Genomic DNA, 18,777 nt, shown 5'->3' with positions numbered 1-18,777 from the left:
ATCAGGTCTGTGAGGTGTGGCCTGAGCGGCCCCGCAGGATGCGTCGTCCCACGTCGATGAGCACGCTGCGGCGCGCGCCGAGCACGCTCTCGGCCAAAAGGGCCATGGTCACAAAAAAGAGCAGCCAGCTCCACAGGTTGACCCGGCGTCGGGCCTCGGGAGCGCTGGCGCTGTGCGGGCGGCCCTCGGCGTCGGTTTGCCAGGCGGCGGTGACCGCGTCGGGGACCGGGGTCAGGCGCGAGGCGCGGCGGTCGAGGTTGGCCGCAAAACTCAGTCCTTCGATCAGGCCGGCCTCCGAGGCTTCGTCGGCATAGAGCAGGTAGGTGCCCGGGCGCTCCGCGAGCAGGGTGATGTCGCCGTCGATGGGTTCGGCGACCTGTCGGGCGCCGCCGGGGCCCACGGCGATGGCACGCTCGCGTACGAGATCGCCGACCTCGACGCTGAAGGGGGCTCCGACCCATCGTTCGGTGTCGTGGAGGGAGCTGGCCCGGCGCGCCAGGTGCGTGAGCGAGCGACGCATCAGCGGGAGGTAGGCCGTGCGCACCGGGAGGTCGGTCCATTCGCGGTCCAGGGTGGTGGTCCAGAGGAGCACCCGGCCCTGGCCGACCTGGCGCTCCAGGAGCGCCGGGGCGTTGTCCTGGTAGGCCAGGGCCAGCGTGGTTTGCTGGCCGGCCGGGGCCGGGTCGAGGAGCATGTAGCTGTAGACCTGCACCGACTGCATGGCGCTGCCGCCGGGGAGGTTAAAGACGCGGAAAATCGGGTGTTGGCGGCGCGTCTGCCCCAGGCGAGTGATCTTGATCGGCGCGTCGGGATCATCGCGCTCGGCCAGGCGTTTAAGGCCGCGAAGCGGGCGTGGCAGGAGCTCGCCGAGCTGATGGTTGTAGGCCTCTACGTCGACCTGATTTCCCATGGCGATGAAGAGTCCGCCGCCTTCTTCGACGTAGGTGCGGAGGCGCTCGGCCTGCGTGGCGTTGAGGCGGGCGACGTTGGCGAGCACGACGACGTCAAAGGTGTTGAGGTCGTCGCGCTCCAGGCGCTCCGGGGCCCCGGTGGTCGGAGCGATGGCGCTCTCGGAGGTGAGCCCCGGGCGTAGCGCCCGGGTCAAAAAGAAGAGTTCATCGTCGTAGGGGATGTTGCTGGGGCTGCCGTTGATCAGGAGCGCGCGCACGTGCTCGCGGGGGCGGATGAAAAAGTGCCAGGTGTTGTCGGCGGCGAGTTCGTCGGCGTCGATCAATTCGACCCGGGCGGCGGTGAGTGCGGGTTCGCTCAGGCGGTGCATGAACGCCACGCGGGTCTCCTGGCCGGCGGGCACCGAGAGCTGCTGGCCGCCGACCACCGAGTCTCCCACCCGCAGCTGGGCCTGCACGTCGGTGGCGTCGTCGGGGCCGAAGTTGGCAATGGTGGCGGTGATGTTCCAGGCGCCCTGTTCGCCGCTGCCTTCCTGTTCGTAGCGCACCCCGGTGATGGCCAGATTGGGGGTGGGCTCGTCGCCCTCATCACGCACGGAGAAGAGCTGGAGGGGGTGAACAATGTCGAGTTCAGCCGGGTCTTGGGCAAAGGCTCCTTCGGTGAGTGAGCCGATGACCACCAGGCGGCGGTTGGGCAGCTGTGAGCCCGAGAGCAGCGTGGAGGCGCGGCTGAGCGCGTGGCCCAGATCGCCGGGGTTGTCGGAGGCGCGCAGCTCGTCGAGCTGCTCGCTCACCTGGCCGTGATCTTCGGTGAGGCGTTCCTCGTCGGGGCCGCTGCTGCGCACCAGCACGACCTGATCCCAGGGGCGGAGGTCGTCGACGAGCTCCGAGGCCTGTTCGCGAGCCCGTTTCATCCAGCCCTCGTGTTGCATGGCCAGACCATCTTCGATGACCAGGGCCACGGCGGTGGGCATGCGCTCCTCGGCGGTCATGCCGGAGGAACTCAGGAAGAAGGGTTTGGCCAGGGCCAGGGCCAGGGCGGCGACGGCGGCCATGCGCAGCGCCAGCAAGACGCGCTGGCGCACCTTGATGCTGCGCGCGCTGCGCTGGTGGGAGGCCTGGAGCAGACGCAGCGCCGGGAAGGGGCGGCGCACGGCCTTGCGGCGATTAAAAAGGTGGATAAGCAGCGGAAGCGCCGCGGCCAGCAGCCCCACCAGAAAGAGAGGTTGGACGAAGTTCATCCGCGCCCCCTTAAGAAGTCCTGACAGACGCGCTCAATGGGCCGGGTGGTGTCGTAGCGCAGGTAGGCGATGTTGGCGCCGGTGCAGAGCTCTTCGAGGCGTTGATTATGGGCGCGCATCGTCTGGATGTAGCGGTCTCGCAGGTCGTCGGGATCGGCCAGGAGTTCGCCATCGTCTTCCAGGCCCTCGAAGAGGCTTAAACCTTCGTAGGGCAGGGAGAGTTCGGCGGGGTCGAGCACCTGGAAGACGGCGACATCGAAGTTGCGGCTGGCGAGCACTCGCAGCAGCTCTTCGGTGCGCTCGCTGGCGTCGAGGAGGTCGCTGAAGATGAGTACCAGGCTGCGTCGGCGGGCGCGTTCGGCGATCTGGCGCAGGCTGGCGTCCAGGGCGGTCGGGCCGGAGGCCGGGAGGTTGTCGAGCAGGTAGAAGATGTCGTCGAGGTGCTTGCCGCGGGAGGCCGCCGGCAAAAACGCCCCGGGGGTTTCGGCAAAGCCCAGCGCGCCGACGGCGTCGCCCTGTCGGATGAAAAGGTAGGCCAGGGTGGCGGCCACGTAGCGGGCGTGATCGAGCTTGCTCAGCGGGCCCAGTTCGCTCTGAAAGGCCATGGAGCCGGAGCCGTCCATCAGCAGGAAGGCCTGAAGGTTGGTCTCATCTTCGAATTGTTTGACGTAGTATTTGTCGCTTTTGCCGTAGACCTTCCAGTCGACCCGGCGCAGTTCCTGACCGGCGGAGTACTCGGTGTACTCGGAGAACTCCACCGAGCCGCCGCGGTGTGGCGAGCGGTGCAGACCGGCGATCACCCCCTGGGCCAGCTGGCGAGCACGCACGTGCATGTCGCCGAGCTGATCGAGGGTGGCGGGGTTCAGGTAGGTTTGTCGTAACGCGTCAACCATGGAGCGGAGCCCATCCGGGGGGAGTGAGTCGTGGGAGGAGAGCCGATGCCGCGCTCAGCCGGCCACGATCTGGGCGATGATCTTCTCGGGGGTCAGCCCCTGGGCCTCGGCCTGGAAGTTGGTCAGCAGGCGGTGGCGAAGGATCGAGGGGGCCAGGTAGTCGATGTCTTCGGTGGACACGGTGAGGCGGCCATCGAGGAGGGCGCGGGCTTTGCCGGCCAGGATGATCGCCTGACCGGCGCGCGGGCCGGCCCCGAAGCTGACGTAGCGCTGAACCACCTCGGGAGCGCTGGGGTCATTGGGGCGCGTCTTGCGCACCAGGTTGACGGCGTAGGCCACGACCTCGTCGGAGACCGGGACCTTGAGCACCAGCTCCTGGAGGCGGAGGATGGTCTCGGCGTTGAGCACCTTTTCAATGGGTGGTTTGTGATTGGTGGTGGTGTTTCGGACGATGGCCAGTTCGTCTTCGAGATCGGGGTAGTCGACCTTGAGGTGGAACATAAAGCGGTCGAGCTGAGCCTCGGGCAGGGGGTAGGTGCCTTCCTGCTCAATGGGGTTCTGGGTGGCAAAGACCAGAAAGGGCAGATCCAGCTCGTAGGTGGTGCCCCCTGCCGAGACCCGGTATTCGGCCATCGACTGCAGGAGGGCGGCCTGGGTCTTGGGCGGGGTGCGGTTGATCTCGTCGGCCAGGAGCAGGTTGGTGAAGACGGGGCCCTGCAAGAACTTGAAGACGCGCTTTCCGGTGGCCTGATCTTCTTCCAGGATATCGGTACCGGTGATGTCGGCGGGCATCAGGTCGGGGGTGAACTGGATGCGGTTAAAGTCCAGATCCAGCACCTGGGAGAGGGTGGCGATCAGGTAGGTCTTTGCCAGCCCGGGGACCCCCATCAGCAGGCAGTGGCCGCGGGCGAAGATGGCAATGAGCAGGTGCTCAATGAGCTCATCCTGTCCGAAGATACGCTTTCGGACCTGGGCGATGATGGCGTCGCGGGCCTGGGCAAGCTGTTCGACCGCGGCGAGCTCGTCGTCGAGGGCGGGGTCGAGGGCGTCGGGGTTGAGATCGGTGGCCATGAGTGCTCGTCGCAAGTGGTCAGTCGGTCGGTGTGTCACGGCGAAAGGGTGCCGGGCGCCCTGGCGAGGGGCCGCCAGGAGTGCCTTACAACGCGCAGGGACAATGCATTCCTTCCCTTAGACTCATAGCGCAAGGTGTGTGGCCTGACCACCGGCCGGTGCGGGGCCCTCTTCCCCGCAAGGTACGCGGCCCTCTCTGGGCGGGGGGGCGCGCAGGGCTCAGAGCAGATCGCGGGTGTTGCTTACGTCGAGCCGGGCGGTCTTGGCGAAGATCGCCAGAGCCTGCTGGATCATGGCAGCAAGGCGGCGCATGCGTTCGATGCGCTCAAGGGTCTCGTCGTCGACATCCGGGTGTTCGGCGGCCAGGCGCCCGGCGTCTTTGAGGTCGGTGGCCACGCGGGAGATGAGCTGCCCTTCGCGTTGCTCCAGGACCTGGGTGATCATCTGCATGAACTCCACCTCGGCAACAAAGTGCCAGGCGGAGCTGGAGGCCTGACGCACCCTTCGGACCACGTTCCACAGTTCGAGGTCCCGGGTGATCATGGAGACCGCCCCCTTGGAGAGTTCCAGGGCATCCTGAATCTCGGAGGAGTTCATGGGGACGCGGCGCAGGTAGAGCAGGGCCCAGACCCGGCCGTGGTTGCGCTTAAAGCCCCAGAATTCGATGACGTCGCCTACCGCATCGGTGACCAGCGCCTCCCACAGCGGGAGCGAGGTGGTCGGAGGGTTGTCGGAGGTGCGGTAGTTGTAGCCCTTCATCGTTTCTCCAGACTCCAGCGAGCCTGGGTCCGGAGCTGAGTGGCCCACTGGGCGATATGTTCGCCGCCGGGGCCGTGCTGAAACTCACCGAGTGCGTCCATGGCCCGATCGAGATGGTCTTCGACGGTGGCCAGGGTCTGTTGTGCGCAGCCCAGCTCGACGATCCAGGCGCCAAAGCGCTGGACGTCTTCTTCGGCCAGGTCGTCGCGCTGCCAGAGCTGCTCCAGCGCGCGGGCGAAGTCGGCGTTGGAGCTGCGAGCCAGGGCGATGGGGTAGGAAGGGTTGCGGTTGCGCAGGTCAGCCAGGCGATCTTTGCCGATGTCGATGGGATGGCCGACCACGTCGATGAGATCGTCGGTGATCTGGAAGGCCAGTCCCAGGTGGTGGCCGCAGAGGCCCAGACGCTCGATGAGTTCGGAGCGGCCGGCCACCCGGGCCGAGGCGGTGCCGCAGAAGGCCAGCAGGGCGCCGGTTTTTCCGTGGGCGATGGCGGCCCATTCATCCAGGCCCCAGCTGGAGTCATGACGAGCATCGACCTCGCGCATGGCCGCGCGAGTCATCTCGGCGACCAGGGTCACCGCCTCAAAGGTGACTTCGCGGGGGAAGTCGTAGAGCTGCTCCAGGGCGATGCAGAGCATCAGATCGCCGCCGAGTACTGCCACCGAGTTGTTCCACTGGGCGTTGGCGGTGGGGAGTCCGCGGCGCGTGGTGCCCTCGTCGACGACATCGTCGTGGAGGAGGCTGGCGGTGTGGATGAGTTCGGAGGTGATCGCCAGGGCGATGCGGGCCTCTCGCGGCAGGTTGAGCGCCGCGCCGAAGTGATCGACGAGGAGCGGGCGCATGCGTTTGGCGCCCGAGGCAAAGGAGAGGTGGCGGCAGGCCTCCAGCAGCACGGCCGGTTCTTTTCCGGCGTGACGTGGGTCTTTGAGCGCCTGATCAAGGGCGTGTTCAAAGTGCGTGAGGAAGTCGCTGGCGAGGGGCTTGGTGGCGGTTTGCGGCATGGAGGGTCACTTCGCGTTGCGGTTTGAGTCCGCTTAAATAATCGTGCGAAGTTTAAGAACCTTTGAACTTTGTGCAACCGAAAAGGGCACTCTCGATGCTGCTCCGGGGAAGTTTGCCGGGCGAGAGTGGATGTGCTCACCACAGAGCGGAGCCGGTCAGCGTTTTAGTGCAGGGAGGAGGGTCCCGGGGTCAGAGCGGGTTTTCTGGCGGGTCTGGATGACCGGGAGGCGTTTTTTGAGGGGCGGGCGTTCTTTTGTGTGGGCTCATCGGCCCCGGCGGGGGTGGGCGCGCGCTCGGCGTAATGCTCCAGGCGGCGCATCTGTTGGAGAAGCGGATTGAGCAGGCGCGTGCGCAGCTCGGGCTGCTCCAGCGTCGGGGAGTGAATGATGAAGTAGACCAGGGTGAGAAGTTCTTGCTGACCGCGCTCCGATCCCTCGCGCAGCTCTTCGGTGGTCAGCGCACGCAGGATCAGTCCGGGGTGGGTGCGCTCCATGCGATTCCACAGACGCCAACGGGTGGAGCGATCGACGTTGAGGGAGTCGAGCAGGCGGGCCTTTTCGATGCGGGTATGCAGAGCGCGAAGTTGGTGCTCCCGGGCGATCGTGTCGAGCTGCTCGTAGATAAACAGGCGTCGTGCCGGGCTGAGCAGATGACGCTCCAGTGTCTTGAGTATGTACGTAAACATCAGACTACCCTTGTTGCTCGCCATAAAAATGATGGCGGACACCAGGAACAGGCGCCGGAGCCCCTCAGAGAATCGATTAGGAGAGGATGCTAGCATAACGCGTCGGGCCCGAACAAGGCCTGGCCTGCGGCTGGAGGGGCGCGGTCAGGAAGTCTCTTGCGCGTTTGCGGTCGGGGAGGCGAACATGCTGACAGCGCGCTTCAATCGCGCTATGAGGCGAGGGGACGATGCCGGCTTGAGCGGCGAGTCACTCTCCTATGCCTGACCGACGAAGGACGCGTACTGAATTCGAAAATCGCCAGCTGGATCCGGGGCCTTCCCGGGGTACCCGGGCATACGGTGCGCTTTGCGCTGCGTGTGCTGGTGCGTTTTTTTGGCGAGAAAAACGGGCTGATTCTGGCCGGAGCGGTCTCCTACAACACCCTGCTATCGGTGGTGCCGCTCTTTGCATTGATCGCGGTCTTTTTTTCGAGCTTCATCGATGAGGGGCTTCTGCTCTCGACGATTCAGGTCGAGCTGGGGCTGGTGGCCCCGGGGCAGGCCCAGGCGCTGGTACGAGCGCTGGAGGGCTTTCTGGCCCAGAAAGAGGTCATCGGGGTGGTGGGGCTGTTGGTGCTGCTGTTCTTCAGCTCGATTGCCTTTCGGGTGCTGGAGAATGCGCTCAACGTGATCTTCGATCAGCCCGAGGAGCCGACCCGGCGCTCGGTGTGGGTTTCGGTGCTGATGCCCTACCTCTTTATCTGCGTGATGGGGATCGCGATCACGGCGTTGACCGCGGTGACGGCGGCGATCGATGCGATTCCACGGGAGGTCTTCGAGCTGCCCCTGGTGGGCTGGGAGTTCAGCCTGGATACGGCGACCAGCGTGGCGCTCTATGTCTCGGGGGTGGTGGGGCTGACGCTGCTTTTCGGGGCGATTTACCGGGTGCTGCCGCTGCCCTTTATCTCGTATCGGCGAGCGCTGATCGGGGGGCTGACCGCGGCGGTACTCTGGGAGATCGTACGCCATATTATGGTCTGGTACTTCACGAGCATCTCGCTGGTGAACGTGATCTACGGGTCGCTGGCCACGGTGATTATCGTGCTCCTCTCCATGGAGGTGGCCTCGGTGATTCTGTTGCTGGGGGCGCAGGTGATCGCCGAGCTCGATCGGGCCGATCGGGCCGGGGTGGCCTGGTATGAGAACCCCTCGAAGGTGCAGAAGATGGAGCCTCCGCGGCCGAAGAAGACGCGGGAGAGCAAGCGTCGGCGGGTGCGTACGCGCCGGCGGCGTCGGGACTCCGAGGGATGAGCCCCGAGCCCGGAGAAACACGAGGCTGAGGAGGGGGCGTTTTAGAGCGCGGGTGGCTCGCGCTACGTTGAACGCGGCTCAGAGGGGCTGGCAGACGCCGGGGACTTCGTTGCTAAGCGGGGAGTCGCAGGTGCCGATGAAGGCGTCGATGCAGCGATGGTTGTCCGGGCAATCGGCCTGAGTCCAGCAGTCCTGCTCCTGCTCCGGGGGCACCCGGCAGACGCCCTCGCCGCCTTCACTGCAGGAGCTTGCGTAGCAGCGCATGGCGCTGGCGTTGAAGACACCGGTGCGGTGGCAGTCCTGATCGGTGAAGCAACAGGGGAGCTGGTGAGGGGTGGGGCCTTGCTCAGGGATGAGGTTGCAGCCCGCGTCGGCGGTGGTGTCGGTGTCCGCCGACGCATCCGTGGATGCGTCGGCTTCGGCATCCGCGCCGGTGTCACGGTTGCCGGGAGAGCTTGTGGCCGGAAGTCCGGAGCCGCCGGGAAATCCGGTGTTGATATCTCGGATCCGCTCGGGCTCCTGACACGCCAGAGTCGCGAGGGAGAGCAGTAAAATGGCTGGCAGTCGGAACGGCTTCATGGAGGGCTCCCGGGATATGAAGATCAGGCCACAGGATAGCGAAGCGGGAGCAGGTGTCCAAACGAAAAAAGCCCCCACCAGGTGGGGGCTTTGCCGCACTCGCCGCCCGGGTGGGTGGCGAGTGGGTCAGGGTTAAGCCTCAGCGCTGGCGCAGGCCTGGGGCGTCGCTGATACGAAGGTCACCGCGCCTCCCGATGCCAAAACCAACCGTGGCGGAGCGGTAGCGGTTGAGGCCGGCGTTGACGAGGTCGTCGCTGAGCGTGAACCAGATGCGCTGGCCATCGACCCGACGGTTGACCCGGGAGTCGCCATCGTAGGCGCCGTCGCCGCGTTGGGAGAGGAGGCTGGTAAACGAGATCGCGACGCGTTTGCCAAACTCTAAGGGGTTGTCGGCGAAGACGGTGTTGTTGATGCCGTAGCGCCAGCCTTTGTAGAGCGTGAGGGTGGGGTCTGAGGCCTGGTAGCCGCCGTCGATGATGTGGGCGTAGCCTGCCGGGAGGACCCGGGTGACGCGGTAGTTTGAGCCGCTGGTGCTCAAGGTCAGAAAGATGGCCGGGGTGCCGGGGGGCACGCTGACCTCGAAGGTGGCGCGGAGCGGGGCGCCACTTGGGTCGCGGGCCGGCACGCGCACGCCTTCGTTATTTTGGATGAAGAGCTGCGCGACCAGGCGTTCGCCATCGAGAAGCGGGCGATCCAGGGTCAGAGCGATGTCTTCATGGATGCCGTAGTCCAGGGAGGCTTCGGCCAGGAGCTTCGTGTCGTCGTCTTCGGCGACGATCTCCAGGGTGAGGTCCTGGCGCGCGTGGACGAGGTCGATGCGCACTTCGGTGGAGACCTGATCGAGGAGGAGGTCTCGGGTCTCCAGGGCCATGGTGAGGAGGTCGACCGTGAATGACGCCTCCACCGGGGCTCCGTTGGCATCGGTCACCTGCGGATCCTGATCGCGGTCGAAGGCGTCGCCGGCGGTGGTGTCGGTGTAGAGCCTGGCGCGTAGCGATTCAATCCCCTCGATGTCCCGGCTCAGAGTGAGGGTGAGGTTGGACTTGATGGCGGGTTCGGCGCCCAACTCAAGGGTGCCCAGGAAGGCATCGTTGTGATCGAAAACTACCAGGTGGCCCGGCTGGTTGTAGACGACGGCGTCGATGTGGATCTGGTTGAGGGGGCGGCTCTCCAGGATCTGGTCGCGGACGATGATCGCGGGGGTGTTTGGGTCGATGGGGGTGACGCTGAACCGGGCAACTACCGGTTTTTGATCGACCATGACGACCGGGTCTTCGCCGTTCTGGCCGTCGTAGGTGAAGTTGCCGTCGGCGGGATTCTCCTGGTGGATGCGGGCGTAGAGAGTGGTGTCGTCGGTGAGAGCTTCGTTGAGTTCGAACGCCACATTCTGATGGACGCCGGCGTCCAGAAGTTTGCTGGCGAGCACGGTGCCGGGCCGGCCCCCATTGTCGTTGTAGATCACGAGCCAGCCCGCGGTCCCGATGAGTTCGGCCGAGGCGATGACGATGCGGCTGGCGTTGTTGAGGTCGACGGACTGATCCTGGACGGTGAGGGTGGCCGCCGGGTCACGTTCGGGCAGGGCGACGGTAAAGGCGCGCTCCAGGGGAGTGTTATTGATGGCAACCGGGAGGTCTGAGGCCGGATCGAACGCATCGTCGGCGCGGGCGTCGATATGGAGCGAGGCGTGGAGGCGCTCCTGATCGAAGGCGTCGCGATGGAGCGCGACGCGCATATTCTGGTAGATGCCGCGAGCGAGTAAGGCGCTGCCGATCACATCGCCGGGCTGGCCCTCGTTGTCGGTGCGGATCACCAGCCAGGCGGGTTCGGTGGTGGCGACCTGTGAGATGAGGACTTCGTAGGGGGGATCGACCATCTGATTTTCGACGTCGAGCGCCGGGGTGATTGCGATGGCCTCCAGGCTTACGGTGAATGCCACCTGAAGTGGTTCGCCCTGAGAGGTGGCGACCTGGTGATCGTCGGGCTCAAAGGACTCGGGGTCGGAGTCGCTGAGGTAGAGGCTTCCCAGGAGGAGTTCCTGGTCGACCAGATGGCGGGTGAGCTCGACGGTGAGGTCGGTGGCGCTGCCCGCGTCGACGGGAAGGGTGCCCAGGAGGTTCGCGGGTGTGCCGTCGGCGTCGGCGTCATGAATCGTGATGAAGCCGGCACTCTCGGCGATGACCCGGGAGATCTGAATCTCGGTGGCTAAGGGGGGGCTCTGATCTTCGATGATCAGCAGGTTCTCAGGCTCATTAAAGAGGGGGATTTCGTCGTATCCGCAGGCCACAAGCGCGGTAGTAAACAACAGAGGAGTCAATCGGCGGAGAAGGTGCCTGGTTTCCATGTCATCTCCGTTACAGCAGGGGGAAGAAGAGGCCCGGGCGGATGCAATCAGGGTCATCGTCTGGGGGGGCGGGGCGGCGAAGCGCACAAGGTGGCTTAGTAAAACTGGGTTTCTAATTGCCCGTGATCGTTGGGCGAAGTCCAGACGTTTTAAGGAAATTTCAGGAGGGAATGCTTCGTGAAGGAGGTAATGTGGGTATTTTTAAGCAAAAGATGTACCAAGAATCCGTGAGCTTGCATTCTGGGCCACGTTTTCCTAGCATATGTGGATGGAGAGAGCGCCCGGTGGGCCTGGTATTCAGGTCTACTAAAAAGGTTCGCGGGCAGTGTTGATGCCGTGACCGAAGAGAGCGCTCCATAATTGCTGTTCGAGCCTCAGGAGAGTGACTATGGCGATGGAGCTGCGCCAACAGGTGAAGATGACGCAGCAGCTGCGGATGACCCCGCAGTTGCAGCAGGCCATTAAGCTCTTGCAGCTCTCGCGCATGGAGCTGATCGCCGAGGTGCGTCAGGAGATGGTCGAGAATCCGGTGCTTGAGGAGATTCCGGAGCCCTATGAGTCGGAGGGCCCGGTGGAGCAAGAGTCTCAGCGCCAGGAGGAGTTGGCCGAGGTTCGCGCCGATGAGCGGGATATGGGGGAGGTGGACTGGGAGGCCTATGCCGAGAAGTTCGATGGCTCGGAGGGGCCGGGCAACCACTACACGGGGATGCGGGGGGAAGAGCTTCCCGGGGTGGAGCAGACGCTCTCGACCAGTGAGTCGTTGGTCGACCATTTGATGGAGCAGCTGCGCCTGGCGGATCTGGCCCCGGAAGATGAGTTTGTGGGCGCGTTGTTGATTGGCAATCTCAACGAGGCCGGTTTTTTGACCTCGGTAAGTCTGGAGGAGATCGCCCAGGAGGCCGGGACCGAGGTGGATCGGGTAGAGGCGATTCTGGCGTTGATTCAGACCTTTGATCCGGTGGGGGTGGCTGCGCGCGATCTTCGGGAGTGCCTGCTGATTCAGGCGCGTCTGCATCACCCGGACTTTAAGCTCTTACACACCATCATCGAGGAGCATATCCCGGATCTGGAGCGCAAGAGCTACGGCAAGATCGCCCGGGCACAGCATGTCACTCAGGCCGAGGTGCTGGAGGCGGCTAAGGTTCTGTCCACGTATGAGCCGCGCCCGGGGCGAGCGTACTCCGATGTGGAGCCGCGTTACATCACGCCGGATATTTATATTCGGAAGCTCGACGGGGAGTGGGTCCCGGTGCTCAACGAGGATGGGCTGCCGAAGTTGCGGATATCCAATTTTTATCGTCAGGAGCTCGCGCGCAAAAAAGCCGAAGGGGAGCGCGACGAGGTTAAAGACTACATTCAGGAGAAGCTGCGCGGGGCGCTGTGGTTGATTCGGAGCATCCATCAACGGCAGAACACCATCGTCAAAGTCACCGAGAGCATCATCAAGTTTCAGCGCGACTTTTTTGAGAAGGGCGTTGAGCATCTCAAGCCGCTGGTGCTGCGCGATGTGGCCGAGGACATCGGGATGCACGAGTCCACGGTGAGCCGGGTGACGAGCTCAAAGTACGTGCACACGCCGCGCGGGGTGTTTGAGCTGAAGTACTTTTTCAATTCCTCGATCACCAACCTGGGCGGTGAGGACCTGGCCAGCGAGGCGGTGAAAGCCAAGATCCGCGACATCATCTCGCAGGAAGATCCCCGCAAGCCGCTGAGTGACGCCCGGATTGTGGCGCTGCTCAAAGAGGATGACGTCGATATCGCCCGACGCACCGTGGCCAAGTACCGGGAGATGATGGGGATTTTGTCGAGTTCCAAGCGCAAGCAGCTCTTTTGAGGTGCGCCTGCTCAAGGGGCGGCGCCGCCGCGGGGCTTCTTCGATGCACAAGATGGTGCGAATAGGGTTGGTAGGGTTCGGGGTTTCGGACTATGCTGGACCTTCGAGCAAGGGCATAGCGAGCGGAGTTGACGCGTGAGGTAGGCCCCGGCTCATTCTTGATTGCAGTATCACTTACCCGAAGAAGGAGTCCTTCATGAACGCAAACGTTTCCTTCCGGAACATGGATTCGTCGGCATCGCTGCGCAACTACGCCACGGCTAAGTTGGAGCGAATCTGCGATAAGTATGTTCAGGGCAAGATCGACGCATCGGTTGTGATGACCGTCGAGAAGTTCTGGCACATCGCCGACTTTACGCTGCAGATCAAGAATCTAACGGTGAAGGGGGCGGAACGCAGCGAGGATATGTACAGCTCGATCGATCTGGCGCTGGATAAGATCGAGAAGCAGCTGCGTCGACATAAGGATCGTCTGCGTGATCACAAGCCCACCGCCGGGCAGGCCAAGATGTTTAAGATGGCGGTTGTGGCGCCGATCGCCGCGGAGGCCGGCGCCGAGGTGGACAGCGAGTTCGCCGAAGATTACGAGCTTTACCCGGAGCCGGCGGTGGTCGAAGAGGCCTCGCCGGAAGTCGAGACGGTTAACACGCCGTCGGGCCGGGTGACGGTGTTGCGCAACAAGCTCTATGAGGCCAAGCCCATGAGCATTGATGAGGCGGTGCTGCAGCTGGATCTGTTGGAGGATCGTCAGTTCTTCGTGTTCACCAACGCGGAGACGCAGGCGATCAACGTGGTGTACAAGCGCGACGACCAGAACGTGGGCGTGATCGAGACCTGATCCCCCTGCGATTAAGGTAGTTTTGGAGAGCCCCCTCGGCCCACGTGGTCGCGGGGGTTCTCTTTTTTGGGGTGGTGTTTTAGCGTGGCGCACGAATCGATGATGAGCGCGGCGGCGATGTGCGCGCGCAACATGGAAGGAGATGACATGAGTGAGTCGGACGTGAAGCAGGTGCCCTACGGGCTGTGGTCGAGCAAGCTGGGGCCGAAGATGTTGGCCGGGGAGCTGCGCCTGATGGATGTGGCCTGGGGCGGAAAAGGGCGCACGCTGGTGTGGGCCGAGCGGGTCGATGGCCGGGGCGTGCTCATGGTGCAGCGCCCGGACCAGGCCGCGCGGGTGCTCAACGATGAGCTCAGCGTCGGGGGCGGCGTGGGCTACGGCGGTGGCGAGTTCGATGTGCGCGGTGATGAGGTCGTGTTTGCGGCCAATGACGGTCGGCTCTACGCGGCGCATCTGGACAAGGGAAGCCCGCGGCCGATCACTCCGGCGTTTGGGCGCGTGGCCAGTCCGGCGATCTCGCCAGACGGAAAGTGGGTGGCCTTTGTGCACACCGTCGATGATGTGGATGTGATCGCGGTGGTACCGATCGGGGGAGAGCAGTGGCCGGTGAAGGTGGCTCAGGGGGCCGACTTTTATATGCAGCCGGCCTGGTCGTCGGAGGGAGACCGTCTGGCCTGGATCAGCTGGGATCACCCGGAGATGCCCTGGACGGCCACGCGCCTGGAGGAAGCCGGCATTGATATGACCGGTGACGTGGTGCGGGTAGCTCCTGCCCGGGAGTTGGCCAGTGAGGAGGACGTGGCGCTGCAGCAGCCCTCGTATTCGCCGGATGGCCGTTGGCTGGCGTACTTGAGCGACGCCAGCGGGCATTGGCAGGTGATGTTGCGGGATCGGGAGAGCGGTCAGACGCGCAGGATTGCGCGAGACGGGGTGGAGTTTGGCGGGCCGGCCTGGATTCAGGGGCTGCGTTTTTACGACTGGACTCAGGATAGCGAGGCGGTGATCGCGCTGGGCAGCGTGCGCGGTGAGCATCATCTGGAGCGCCTGGGGGTGGATGGCAGTGCGCGGAAGCTTCCGGGGCTGGAGGAGTACACCTCGCTTGCTCAGCCGCGGGTGACCACCGGCGGGGCGGTGGCGCTGATCGCGTCGTCGTCGCGGCGTCCTTCGCGGGTGATTACGGTGGCGGCGGGCAACGTGCAGGTTCGGCGTTTTGCGTCGAGCGAGCGCCTGCGTGAGGAGGAACTCTCGGAGGCGCGTCCGGTCTCGTGGACGGTGAGCACCGCTGCGGGGGAAGAGGTGGAGGTGCACGGGATTTTTTATCCGCCGACCCATCCGGGTTACACCTCGGCGGGCAAGCCTCCGGCGTTGGTGATGATTCACGGGGGGCCTACCGCCCAGCGGGTGATGGGTTGGGAGGCGCGCAATCAGTTCTTTGCCACCCGTGGATTTGCGGTGCTCGATGTGAACTACCGCGGCTCCACCGGCTACGGGCGCGCGTATATGGAGGCGCTCTCGGGGGCCTGGGGCGTGGCCGATGTCGAAGATGCGGTGGGCGCGGCGAGTTTCCTGGGCCGGGAGGGGCTGGCCGACCCGGAGCGACTGGTGATTATGGGGGGTAGCGCCGGGGGCTACACCGTGCTCCAGACCCTGGTGGACCATCCCGGTGTCTTTAAGGCCGGGATTTGCCTCTACGGCATCTCGGATCTCTTTGCGTTGCAGGCGGGCACCCATAAGTTTGAGGCTCACTACAACGACACGCTCATCGGGCCGCTGCCCGAGGCCGCCGAGTTGTACCGGGAGCGCTCGCCAATCAACAAAGCCGAGAAGATCGAAGATGCGCTGGCGATCTTTCACGGGGCCAAAGACAAGGTGGTGCCGCTGGATCAGGCCGAGGCGATCGTGGACTCATTGCGGCGGCGGGGCGTCTCGCACTTTTACCACGTGTACGAGGAGGAGGGGCACGGGTGGCGTCGGGCGGCGACGATCGATCATTTCCACCGCAGCGTGCTCTCCTTTTTGAAGACGGAGGTGGTGTACTGAGGGGGACTTTCGGGCCGGCGGGGGGGGACTCCGGGTCGGCCGGCTGAGCGTGAACGACGCGGCCCGCAGCGCGTGTGTTGCTGCGGGCCGCGTGGAGTTTTAGCGGGGCATCACGGGTTTGAGCCGGGCCAGGGGACCGGCGGTGGCGTCGTCGCTGGAGAAGAGTGCCGGTTGCTCCAGGCGAGCCTGGGGGTAGGTGCAGTAGAGGGGGGCCAGGATGGCGGCGGGGCGGTGATTTCCGCTTTTTTTAACGCCGCCAAAGGGCAGGCGGCTGGAGGCGCCGACGGTGGAGCGGTTGAGGTTGAGGATGCCGCAGTGGAGCTGGTGGCCCAGGCGCTCAAAGCGCTCGTGGTCGGCGGTGAAGACGCTCATGGCCAGGCCGTAGTCGGTGGCGTTGGCGATGCGGGCGGCGTCTTCGAGGGTGTCGGCCTGGTAGAGGACGATGTCGGGGCCGAAGAGCTCCTCGCTCTGGTGGTCGCCTTCGGGGTCGAGCTGGGAGGCGCGCCAGAGGGACGGGCGTACAAAGTAGCCCTGGTCCAGGTCGGGGTGGGCGCCACCTTCAAGGACGGGGATCAGGGTGCCGTGGTCGTCTTCGTGTTGGGCGCCGACGAAGTCCTGGAAGCCTTTGCGCCCGGCCAGCGGGCCCATGAAGGGGGCCTGGTCGCCCTCGAGGGCGGGGTCGCCGGTGGTGACGCGTTTGAGCAGGGCGACCAGGCGCTCCTGGAGCGCGTCGATGACCGAGGGCAGAGCGACCACGCGGCTGGTGGCCGAGCAGCGCTGCCCGGTGGTCAGGCAGCTGGCCAACAGGATCTCGTGGGCGGCCTGGTCGAGGTTGGCGTCGTCGAGGACCAGGGCGGTGTTTTTGCCGCCCATCTCCAGGGCCAAAAGTTTCCAGGGCTGGTCGAAGGTGGCGCGGCGGATGCGCTGCCCGGTGGCGAAGGAGCCGGTGAACAAGACCCCGCTGACTTTGGGGTGGGCGCAGAGGGCGGCGCCGACCTCGCCGGGACCCTGCACGAGGTTGAGGACGCCCGGGGGAAAGTCGGCCTCCTGCGCGCACTCGAAGTAGAGTTGCATGGAGAGAGGGGCGAGCTCGGAGGGCTTGATGATGAGGGTGTTGCCGGTGAGCAGTGCGGGGATGATGTGGCCGTTGGGGAGGTGGAGCGGGAAGTTGTAGGGGCAGAGCACGGCCAGCGGTCCGAGCGGGCGGTGGCGCCAGGAGCCGCCGGTGAGGCCCGGGGGATGCACCTGGCGGGTGAGTTCAAGGCCCTCGGTGCTCATGATGTCGATTTTGGCGGTGAGGGCGCCGGCTTCGCCACGGGACTCCCATAGAGGTTTGCCCATCTCGGCGGTGATTGCCTGGGCGAGCTCTTCCTGGCGGCTGGCGAGCGCCTGGCGGAAGCGGGTGATGTAGGGGAGGCGGCCCTCGACGCCGAGGCGGTCCCAGGCGGGCAGGGCGCGGTGGGCGGCGTCGACGGCGGCCTCGACCGAGGCGGTGTCCCAGGGGGTTTCGAAGACGACTTCGTCGGTGCGCGCGGGGTTTTCGCGACGCAGCATGTTCTGGGAGCGGGCGGGCGTGGCCCAGTGGCCGGCGATGAAGTTGGCACGGGAGGGGATCATGGGGGCTCTCGGGGCTCAAAGAAGGGGCTAAGGTGAGTCGCGAGCGGATTGTGTCATCGAGGTTGGTAAAGTCCAGTCGGAGCGTGTGGTGGGCAAGGGCCCGCGTCAAGGCTCAGGGGAAGATGACACGTTGAGGGATATGGGTGGTCTCGCTGCCGGTGGTCTGCCCCTGGTCGGCGTTGCCCCAGCAATAGACGTTCCCTTCGGCCAGCGCGCAGGTGTGAAGGCTCCCGGCGGCAAGGAGCGTGACGTCGGTCAGCCCGGCGACTTCGGTGGGGCGGTAGACGCTAAGATCCGGGTGTCCGCTGCGGTAGGAGGCGTTGTTGCCCCAGCACTTGATCACGTCCTGATGGAGCGCGCAGGCGTGCAGGTAGCCGGTGGCGATCAGGGTGACCTCGGAGGAGAGGCCGGTGACGATGTACAGGGTCGAGGTCGGCGGGGTGAAGTTGATGTTGACGCCCCGGTCATGGCCGGCCTGGCCGTGGACGTTGTGTCCCCAGCAGCGGGCGGCACCGTAGCGAAGCGCGCAGTTAAAGTCCTGGCCGCTGTCGAAGGTGCTGAGCTCGGAAAGGCCCAGGACGCGTCCGGGGTCGGGGTTGGGGGTCTCTTCGTTCAGGTTGAGGTCGTGTCCGAGTTGGCCCTGATGGTTGTTCCCGAAGCAAAAGAGCTGATCCCCCTGCATGGCGCAGGTGTGGTTGGCGCCGGCGCGCACCCGGGTCACGTTTTGATTGAGCGCGTCGACGAGGCGGGGTTCGGCCACGCGGTTGAGTTCATTGGCCATGCCGGCGGTGTCCGAGTTGCCGATTGCTCCCAGTCCGTTGAAACCAAAGCACTTGAGGGCACCGTTTTGAATGGCGCAGGTGTGGAGAGCGCCGGCTGCCACGGCGCTCACGCCCCGGTCAAGTCCGGATACGGCGGTCGGAGTGGGGGCCGGGATGTCGAAGTTGGCGGTGATGCGGCCGAGCTGGCCGTGGCTGTTGCTTCCGAAGCACTTGAGAGCGCTGTGTTGAACGGCGCAGGTGTGGTTATTGCCCAGAGCCACCGCGGTGACGCCGCTCTCCAGCCCGGGGACCAGGAGCGGCCGATCGGATTGTACTAGATTCTCCAGAGCTTGCCCGAGCTGGCCTTTTTCGTTGTATCCCCAGCAGTAGAGGGCGCCGTCGACAATCGCGCAGGTGTGGTACTGCCCGGCTTCCAGGGCGGTGATGGCCGGCGGATCGGCGTCGGCGTCGGCATCGAGGTCGGTGTCGGTGTCGCCCGTGGCTTCGGTATCGGTGTCGGTGTCGCCCTCATCCACATCCGTCTCCAGCGTCGGTTGGCAGGCGCCGATGTTGCAGTACTCACCGGCGAAGCAGTCGCTGTCGCTTTCGCATTGGGAGGTCGTGCATGCGGGAAGGGCGAGTGTGGTGAGGAGGCTCAGGAGCAGTGCACGCAGCGCGCGCGAGGTCGTGTACATGGCGGCCTGGAGGAGAGGTCATCGATAGTGCATCGGGTGAAGTTAGTGATAGCGAGCATGGGCCCGGGGTTCAACCAGCGAGACGATTTGTCGCGGTAGGAGTGCGGCGGCCGGGGTAAGAGTGGTGCGGGATTAAAGGCCCCGGGGCTGACGGTTAGTGCGGAGTCGGAGCCCCGGGAGGCCGGAGTCTGCGTGGTTGTCGCGCGGATCGGGCTGTCCTAGA

14 protein-coding genes are annotated in these 18,777 nt (G+C 65.0%); 4 read left to right on the top strand and 10 right to left on the bottom strand.

Annotated elements, in window-relative coordinates:
• Position 1: 1 nt before the first annotated feature.
• The 6 genes from DL240_RS20715 to DL240_RS11000 form a co-directional block, all read right to left on the bottom strand.
• Positions 2-2,149 carry a BatA domain-containing protein gene (locus DL240_RS20715; protein ID WP_111729948.1) on the bottom strand — a complete coding sequence of 716 codons (2,148 nt, stop codon included), beginning with the start codon at positions 2,147-2,149 and terminating at the stop codon, positions 2-4.
• Positions 2,146-3,042 (bottom strand): DUF58 domain-containing protein, encoded by an 897-nt coding sequence (locus DL240_RS11020; RefSeq protein WP_111729947.1) that lies wholly within the window; start codon positions 3,040-3,042, stop codon positions 2,146-2,148. The genes DL240_RS20715 and DL240_RS11020 overlap by 4 nt, the downstream gene beginning before the upstream one ends.
• A 54-nt stretch (positions 3,043-3,096) precedes the next feature.
• Positions 3,097-4,113, bottom strand: coding sequence for an AAA family ATPase (locus tag DL240_RS11015; protein ID WP_111729946.1), 1,017 nt, complete (start codon positions 4,111-4,113; stop codon positions 3,097-3,099).
• A gap of 219 nt (positions 4,114-4,332) precedes the next feature.
• Entirely contained in the window at positions 4,333-4,872 is a 540-nt protein-coding gene (locus DL240_RS11010) for a GbsR/MarR family transcriptional regulator (protein WP_111729945.1), read from the bottom strand.
• Entirely contained in the window at positions 4,869-5,873 is a 1,005-nt protein-coding gene (locus DL240_RS11005) for a polyprenyl synthetase family protein (RefSeq protein ID WP_111729944.1), read from the bottom strand. Before DL240_RS11005 ends, DL240_RS11010 begins: the two co-directional genes overlap by 4 nt.
• A gap of 164 nt (positions 5,874-6,037) precedes the next feature.
• Positions 6,038-6,559, bottom strand: a complete 522-nt coding sequence (locus tag DL240_RS11000) for a hypothetical protein (protein WP_146618246.1) — start codon at positions 6,557-6,559, stop codon at positions 6,038-6,040.
• Positions 6,560-6,898: 339 nt separating this feature from the next.
• Here DL240_RS11000 and DL240_RS10995 point away from each other — a divergent pair, with 339 nt between their 5' ends.
• On the top strand, positions 6,899-7,849 hold the full coding sequence (locus DL240_RS10995) for a YihY/virulence factor BrkB family protein (RefSeq protein ID WP_158542494.1): 951 nt from the start codon (positions 6,899-6,901) through the stop codon (positions 7,847-7,849).
• Between the two features lie 78 nt (positions 7,850-7,927).
• Here the strand turns inward: DL240_RS10995 and DL240_RS10990 are convergent, their stop codons facing one another.
• Together DL240_RS10990 and DL240_RS10985 are read right to left on the bottom strand one after the other, a co-directional pair.
• A complete protein-coding gene (locus tag DL240_RS10990; protein ID WP_111729941.1) occupies positions 7,928-8,428 on the bottom strand; it encodes a hypothetical protein in 501 nt (166 codons plus the stop codon).
• A 139-nt stretch (positions 8,429-8,567) separates the two neighbouring features.
• Positions 8,568-10,730, bottom strand: coding sequence for a DUF7282 domain-containing protein (locus DL240_RS10985; protein WP_111729940.1), 2,163 nt, complete (start codon positions 10,728-10,730; stop codon positions 8,568-8,570).
• Positions 10,731-11,157: 427 nt separating this feature from the next.
• Here DL240_RS10985 and rpoN point away from each other — a divergent pair, with 427 nt between their 5' ends.
• The 3 genes from rpoN (at position 11,158) to DL240_RS10970 (ending at position 15,481) form a co-directional block, all read left to right on the top strand.
• The gene (rpoN, locus tag DL240_RS10980; RefSeq protein ID WP_111729939.1) at positions 11,158-12,603 is read left to right on the top strand and encodes an RNA polymerase factor sigma-54; all 1,446 of its coding nucleotides are present in this window, start codon (positions 11,158-11,160) and stop codon (positions 12,601-12,603) included.
• Positions 12,604-12,799: 196 nt separating this feature from the next.
• Positions 12,800-13,441 carry a ribosome hibernation-promoting factor, HPF/YfiA family gene (hpf, locus tag DL240_RS10975; RefSeq protein WP_111729938.1) on the top strand — a complete coding sequence of 214 codons (642 nt, stop codon included), beginning with the start codon at positions 12,800-12,802 and terminating at the stop codon, positions 13,439-13,441.
• A 147-nt stretch (positions 13,442-13,588) separates the two neighbouring features.
• Positions 13,589-15,481: a S9 family peptidase gene (locus DL240_RS10970; protein ID WP_158542493.1), complete on the top strand. Its 1,893-nt coding sequence runs from the start codon at positions 13,589-13,591 to the stop codon at positions 15,479-15,481.
• 99 nt (positions 15,482-15,580) lie between these two features.
• Here DL240_RS10970 and DL240_RS10965 read toward each other — a convergent pair whose 3' ends face one another.
• Positions 15,581-17,098 carry an aldehyde dehydrogenase family protein gene (locus DL240_RS10965; protein ID WP_111729936.1) on the bottom strand — a complete coding sequence of 506 codons (1,518 nt, stop codon included), beginning with the start codon at positions 17,096-17,098 and terminating at the stop codon, positions 15,581-15,583.
• A 112-nt stretch (positions 17,099-17,210) separates the two neighbouring features.
• Positions 17,211-18,554 (bottom strand): RCC1 domain-containing protein, encoded by a 1,344-nt coding sequence (locus DL240_RS10960; RefSeq protein ID WP_111729935.1) that lies wholly within the window; start codon positions 18,552-18,554, stop codon positions 17,211-17,213.
• Between the last annotated feature and the right edge of the window lie 223 nt (positions 18,555-18,777).

The organism is Lujinxingia litoralis (assembly GCF_003260125.1).
GTDB classification, from domain to species: Bacteria; Myxococcota_A; Bradymonadia; order Bradymonadales; family Bradymonadaceae; genus Lujinxingia; species Lujinxingia litoralis.
The sequence above is the reverse complement of the archived record's forward strand: the minus strand, read 5'-3'. Positions and strand labels throughout refer to the sequence as shown.

What these genes read in the sequence shown, in the direction of transcription:
- DL240_RS20715 (WP_111729948.1), bottom strand. Translation starts at nt 2,149, where the DNA reads ATGAACTTCGTCCAACCTCTCTTTCTGGTGGGGCTGCTGGCCGCGGCG.
- DL240_RS11020 (WP_111729947.1), bottom strand. Translation starts at nt 3,042, where the DNA reads ATGGTTGACGCGTTACGACAAACCTACCTGAACCCCGCCACCCTCGAT.
- DL240_RS11015 (WP_111729946.1), bottom strand. Translation starts at nt 4,113, where the DNA reads ATGGCCACCGATCTCAACCCCGACGCCCTCGACCCCGCCCTCGACGAC.
- DL240_RS11010 (WP_111729945.1), bottom strand. Translation starts at nt 4,872, where the DNA reads ATGAAGGGCTACAACTACCGCACCTCCGACAACCCTCCGACCACCTCG.
- DL240_RS11005 (WP_111729944.1), bottom strand. Translation starts at nt 5,873, where the DNA reads ATGCCGCAAACCGCCACCAAGCCCCTCGCCAGCGACTTCCTCACGCAC.
- DL240_RS11000 (WP_146618246.1), bottom strand. Translation starts at nt 6,559, where the DNA reads ATGTTTACGTACATACTCAAGACACTGGAGCGTCATCTGCTCAGCCCG.
- DL240_RS10990 (WP_111729941.1), bottom strand. Translation starts at nt 8,428, where the DNA reads ATGAAGCCGTTCCGACTGCCAGCCATTTTACTGCTCTCCCTCGCGACT.
- rpoN (WP_111729939.1), top strand. Translation starts at nt 11,158, where the DNA reads ATGGCGATGGAGCTGCGCCAACAGGTGAAGATGACGCAGCAGCTGCGG.
- hpf (WP_111729938.1), top strand. Translation starts at nt 12,800, where the DNA reads ATGAACGCAAACGTTTCCTTCCGGAACATGGATTCGTCGGCATCGCTG.
- DL240_RS10970 (WP_158542493.1), top strand. Translation starts at nt 13,589, where the DNA reads ATGAGTGAGTCGGACGTGAAGCAGGTGCCCTACGGGCTGTGGTCGAGC.
- DL240_RS10965 (WP_111729936.1), bottom strand. Translation starts at nt 17,098, where the DNA reads ATGATCCCCTCCCGTGCCAACTTCATCGCCGGCCACTGGGCCACGCCC.
- DL240_RS10960 (WP_111729935.1), bottom strand. Translation starts at nt 18,554, where the DNA reads ATGTACACGACCTCGCGCGCGCTGCGTGCACTGCTCCTGAGCCTCCTC.